Here is a 4681-nt window from a genome sequence, read left to right on the forward strand (position 1 = left end):
ACCGAAGCTCACTGAGAGGCCGCCATGTCCCACCCAACCGCAGCACGACCCGAACCGCCGGAGGGCGCCGTGGCGGACGCCCGCCAGGACNCGAGGACCTCCCCGCCCCGGGCACCGCCGAGGCGCGCGGCGCGGGCCCGGAGGGCCCCGGCCCGGACGCGGCCGGCGACCCGGCCGGGCCCGGCGAGAAGGCCGGCGAGGAGGCCGACGAGAAGGCCGAGCACGCCGCGGCGCTGGCCGAGCTGGAGGACCGCTGGCGCCGCGCCTTGGCCGACCTGGAGAACCTGCGCAAGCGCCACGCCAGGGAGCTGGAGCGGGAGCGGGCCGCCGAACGCGCCCGTACGGCGGCGGCGCTGCTGCCCGTCATCGACAATCTCGAACTCGCCCTCTCCCACGCCGGGGCCGATCCCGGCTCGATCGTGGCGGGCGTCCGGGCCGTCCGCGACCAGGCCGTGGACACCCTGGCCCGGCTCGGCTACGCGCGGCAGGACGAGACGGGGGTGCCGTTCGACCCGGCCCGGCACGAAGTGGTGGGCGTGGTGGAGGACCCCGACGTCGCACCGGGCACCGTGGTCCAGGTCCTGCGCCCCGGCTACGGGGAGACCGGCAACCAGCTCCGGCCGGTGGCCGTCGCCGTGGCCAAACGGGAGTGACGGGGGTGAGACGGCTATGGCACGGGACTACTACCAGGTGCTCGGCGTCTCCCGGGGCGCCAGCCAGGACGAGATCCAGCAGGCGTTCCGCCGGCAGGCCCGCCGGTACCACCCCGACGTGAACAAGGACCCGGACGCCGAGGAGCGGTTCAAGGACCTCAACGACGCCTACAGCGTGCTCTCCGACCCGAAGACCCGTGCTCGCTACGACCGGTTCGGGGAGGACTTCCGCAAGATCCCCGAGGACTGGGAGGAGCGCGTCGGCGCCGGTGCCGGGGGCGGCGGCGGTGGCTTCCGCGGCTGGACGACCGCCGGCGACGGCGGCCGGGTGCGGTTCACCCGTGGCTTCGGCGACGACACCGGGGGCGGCGGCGTGGACTTCGAGGACCTGTTCGGCGCGTTCTTCGGGGGCGGCGGCGCGGGGCCGGCCGGCGGGGCCGGCGTCACCATCCCGGGCGCCGACCAGGAGGCCGACCTGCCGCTCACCGTCGAGGACGCGTACCGCGGCGGCCGCCGCACCGTCACCCTGGCCGGGCCCGCCGGACAGCGCACCTTCGAGGTGAACGTCCCCCCGGGCGTCACCGACGGGCAGCGCATCCGGCTGGCCGGACAGGGCGGCCGGGGCACCGGGGACGCACCGGCCGGGGATCTGTATCTGCGGGTGCGCATCCAGCCCCATCCGCGGTTCCGGCTGGACGGCCGTAACGTCCACGTCCACCTCCCGGTGGCCCCCTGGGAGGCCGCGCTCGGCGCGACCGTGCCGGTGCCGACACCCGGCGGCACCGCCAAGGTGACGGTCCCGCCCGCGTCCTCCAGCGGCCGCCGGCTGCGGCTGCGCGGTCAGGGCCTGCCCAACCCGCGCGGGCCCGACGGCGATCTGTACGCCGAGATCCGCATCATGGTGCCGCCCGAACTCACCGACCGGGAGCGGGAGCTGTTCGAGGAGCTGGCGCGGACCTCCTCCTTCGACCCCAGGAGAGAGCGATGAGCAGCCATACGCCCCGGACCGTCACGGCCACCCGGTACCCGCCCGTGACGTCCGTCCACTACGAACTGGTGCCCGCCCGCAGGCTCTCCCTGGACACCGTGGCCAGCCGCACCGGGCTCCACCCCGAGCTGATCCGGCGCTTCGTCGCCCTCGGCCTGGTCGACGCCGAACGCGACGCCGCGGGGCGGCTGGTGTTCGCCCCCGACGCCCCGGCGGCGCTGGGCCGCGTCGAGCGGCTGCACACCGGGCTCTGCCTCAACTACGCCTCCATCGGTCTGGTGCTCGACCTGCTCGACCGCATCAACCGGCTCGAAGCCGCACTGCGCCACAGCGGCGCGAGGAGTGAACAACCGCCATGGACATGAACCGTCTCACCGAGAAGTCCCAGGAAGCCCTCCAGAACGCCCAGACCACTGCGATGCGGTTCGGGCACACCGAGGTCGACGGCGAGCACCTGCTGTTCGCACTCCTCGACCAGCCGGAGGGTCTGATCCCGCGACTGGTCACCCAGGTGGGCGCCGACCCCGAGGCGGTGCGCACCATGCTGGAGACGGAGCTGGCCCGCAAGCCCAGGGTCACCGGCCCCGGGGCCGCTCCGGGGCAGGTCTTCCTCACCCAGCGCCTGGCCAGGGTGCTGGACACCGCCGAGCAGGAGGCCAAGCGCCTGAAGGACGAGTACGTCTCAATGGAGCACCTGGTGCTCGCCCTCGCCGAGGAGGGGGCCACCACCGCGGCGGGGCGGGTGCTCAAGGAGCACGGCATCACCAAGGACGCGTTCCTGCACGCGCTCACCCAGGTCCGCGGCAGCCAGCGGGTCACCTCCGCCCACCCCGAGGTGGCGTACGAGGCGCTGGAGAAGTACGGCCGCGACCTGGTCCTGGAGGCCCGTTCGGGGAAGCTGGACCCGGTGATCGGCCGGGACGCCGAGATCCGCCGGGTGACCCAGATCCTGAGCCGGAAGTCGAAGAACAACCCCGTGCTCATCGGCGACCCGGGCGTCGGCAAGACCGCCATCGTGGAGGGTCTGGCCCAGCGCATCGTCCGCGGCGACGTGCCCGAGGGGCTGCGCGACAAGACCATCTTCGCCCTGGACATGGGCTCGCTGGTGGCGGGCGCGAAGTACCGCGGCGAGTTCGAGGAGCGGCTCAAGGCCGTGCTCACCGAGGTGAAGTCGGCCCAAGGGCGGATCCTGCTGTTCGTCGACGAACTGCACACCGTGGTCGGCGCCGGGGCCGCCGAGGGCGCCATGGACGCCGGGAACATGCTCAAGCCGATGCTGGCCCGCGGTGAGCTGCACATGATCGGCGCGACCACCCTCGACGAGTACCGCAAGCACATCGAGAAGGACGCCGCGCTGGAGCGCCGGTTCCAGATGGTGCTGGTGGACGAGCCCAGCGTGGAGGACACCGTCTCCATCCTGCGCGGCCTGCGGGAACGGCTGGAGGTCTTCCACGGCGTCAAGATCCAGGACACCGCCCTGGTCTCCGCCGCCACCCTCAGCCACCGCTACATCAGCGACCGGTTCCTGCCGGACAAGGCCATCGACCTGGTCGACGAGGCATGCGCCCGGCTGCGCACCGAGATCGACTCCATGCCCGCCGAACTGGACGAGATCACCCGCCGGGTCACCCGGCTGGAGATCGAGGAAACCGCGCTGTCCAAGGAGACCGACCCCGCCAGCCGGCAGCGGCTGGCGGAGCTGCGCCGGGAACTGGCCGATCTGCGCGCCGAGGCCGACGCCAAACGCGCCCAGTGGGAAGCCGAGCGGCAGTCCATCCGCCGGGTGCAGGAGCTGCGCCGGGAACTGGAGGAGGTGCGCCGCGAGGCGGAGGAGGCCGAGCACGCCTACGACCTGGGCCGCGCCGCCGAACTGCGCTACGGCAGGCTCCAGGAACTGCAGCGCAAGCTGACCGCCGAGGAGGAGCAGCTGGCCGCCAGGCAGGGGGCCCACCGGCTGCTGCGCGAAGTGGTCACCGAGGACGAGATCGCCGACATCGTCTCGGCCTGGACCGGCATCCCCCTCTCCCGCCTGAAGGAGGGCGAACGGGAGAAGCTGCTGCGCCTGGACGAGATCCTCCAGGAGCGGGTCATCGGCCAGGACGAGGCGGTCAGGCTGGTCTCCGACGCCATCATCCGGGCCCGTTCGGGCATCCGGGACCCGCGCCGCCCGATCGGCTCGTTCATCTTCCTCGGCCCCACCGGCGTCGGAAAGACGGAACTGGCCAAGACGCTGGCCGCGGCGCTCTTCGACACCGAGGAGAACATGATCCGCCTCGATATGAGCGAGTACCAGGAGCGGCACACCGTCAGCCGGCTGGTCGGCGCCCCGCCGGGATACGTCGGCTACGAGGAGGGCGGCCAGCTCACCGAGGCGGTGCGGCGCAAACCGTACGCGGTCGTCCTCCTGGACGAGATCGAGAAGGCGCACACCGATGTCTTCAACACCCTCCTCCAGGTCCTGGACGACGGGCGGATCACCGACGCCCAGGGGCGGCTGGTGGACTTCCGCAACACCGTGATCATCATGACCTCCAACATCGGCTCGGTGCATCTGCTCGACGGCGTCACCTCCGAGGGCGAGCTCAAGCCGGACGCCCGGAGCCTGGTGATGAGCGAGCTGCGCGGCCACTTCCGCCCCGAGTTCCTCAACCGGGTCGACGACATCGTGCTGTTCAAGCCACTCGGCGAGCGCCAGATCGAGCGCATCGTGGAGCTGCAGTTCGACGAGTTGCGCACACGGCTGGCCGAGCGCCGGATCGCCGTGGAGCTGACCCCGGCCGGACGCGAGGTCATCGCCCACGAGGGCTACGACCCGGTCTACGGGGCACGCCCGCTGCGCCGCTTCATCTCCCACGAGGTGGAGACCCTCATCGGACGCGCCCTGCTGCGCGGTGACGTCGAGGAGGGCGCCACCGTGAAGGTCGACGCCCAGCACGGCGAGTTGGTGGTCACGTACGAACGGCAGCCGGAGCCGGCGGGACTGGGGAAGGCCGCGTGAGGGCGGTGCCGGGACGGCCGGGCCGCCGGAGCCGCCGTGGGC

4 protein-coding genes are annotated in these 4681 nt (G+C 72.8%); all 4 read left to right on the top strand.

Annotated elements, in window-relative coordinates; genetic code table 11:
• The first annotated feature begins 242 nt into the window (after window positions 1-242).
• Genes AXW62_RS47495 through clpB form a run of 4 tightly spaced genes read left to right on the top strand, consistent with a single transcriptional unit; the run spans window position 243 to window position 4639 of the window.
• Window positions 243-653 carry a nucleotide exchange factor GrpE gene (locus tag AXW62_RS47495; RefSeq protein WP_442267819.1) on the top strand — a complete coding sequence of 137 codons (411 nt, stop codon included), beginning with the start codon at window positions 243-245 and terminating at the stop codon, window positions 651-653.
• A gap of 16 nt (window positions 654-669) precedes the next feature.
• The gene (locus AXW62_RS28995) at window positions 670-1641 is read left to right on the top strand and encodes a DnaJ C-terminal domain-containing protein (protein ID WP_060947130.1); all 972 of its coding nucleotides are present in this window, start codon (window positions 670-672) and stop codon (window positions 1639-1641) included.
• Window positions 1638-2006, top strand: coding sequence for a chaperone modulator CbpM (locus AXW62_RS29000; RefSeq protein ID WP_079115859.1), 369 nt, complete (start codon window positions 1638-1640; stop codon window positions 2004-2006). Before AXW62_RS28995 ends, AXW62_RS29000 begins: the two co-directional genes overlap by 4 nt.
• Entirely contained in the window at window positions 1997-4639 is a 2643-nt protein-coding gene (gene clpB / locus AXW62_RS29005) for an ATP-dependent chaperone ClpB (RefSeq protein WP_060947131.1), read from the top strand. Before AXW62_RS29000 ends, clpB begins: the two co-directional genes overlap by 10 nt.
• Window positions 4640-4681 lie beyond the last annotated feature (42 nt).

Source organism: Streptomyces hygroscopicus subsp. hygroscopicus (assembly GCF_001553455.1).
Classification (GTDB): domain Bacteria; phylum Actinomycetota; class Actinomycetes; order Streptomycetales; family Streptomycetaceae; genus Streptomyces; species Streptomyces hygroscopicus.

Coding starts and splice junctions, on each gene's coding strand:
- AXW62_RS28995 (WP_060947130.1), top strand. CDS start 670: ATGGCACGGGACTACTACCAGGTGCTCGGCGTCTCCCGGGGCGCCAGC.
- AXW62_RS29000 (WP_079115859.1), top strand. CDS start 1,638: ATGAGCAGCCATACGCCCCGGACCGTCACGGCCACCCGGTACCCGCCC.
- clpB (WP_060947131.1), top strand. CDS start 1,997: ATGGACATGAACCGTCTCACCGAGAAGTCCCAGGAAGCCCTCCAGAAC.